This is a genomic window from Acinetobacter sp. 1130196, from assembly GCF_000588095.1.
Lineage (GTDB): Bacteria > Pseudomonadota > Gammaproteobacteria > Pseudomonadales > Moraxellaceae > Acinetobacter > Acinetobacter nosocomialis.
In genome coordinates, this window is the sequence record NZ_JFWX01000133.1 from 1 (window position 1) to 405 (window position 405).

General features: G+C 37.0%; 1 protein-coding gene. It reads left to right on the forward strand.

Features of this window, described 5'->3' with window-relative positions; translation table 11 throughout:
* Positions 1-405: IS30 family transposase (locus J671_RS0105465; protein ID WP_031983799.1), on the forward strand; the 405-nt coding region annotated here is incomplete at both ends.

Here is a 405-nt window from a genome sequence, read left to right on the forward strand (position 1 = left end):
GTTTAAAGACATTTCCTGATTTGGATCAAACAATGAATGTAAGCCATACAACGATTTATTCAACGATACGAGCATTACCCAAGGGCGAGTTGAAAAAAGACTTATTATCCTGTCTGCGTCATGAAAATAAAAAGCGAAAAGCTAACGGTGAACCTAAAAAAGATTCTATATTACAGGATATTAAAACTATTCATGAGCGCCCAGCCGAAGTTCAAGAAAGAAAAATACCGGGTCATTGGGAAGCTGATTTAATTAAAGGTAAAGACAATAAAAGTTCGATAGCAACACTTATTGAACGAAATACACGGCTCTGTATCTTGGCAACATTACCTGATGCAAAGGCAGAATCAGTGCGCAAGGCTTTAACTGAAGCTCTGAAATATTTACCTGCAGAACTGCGTAAAA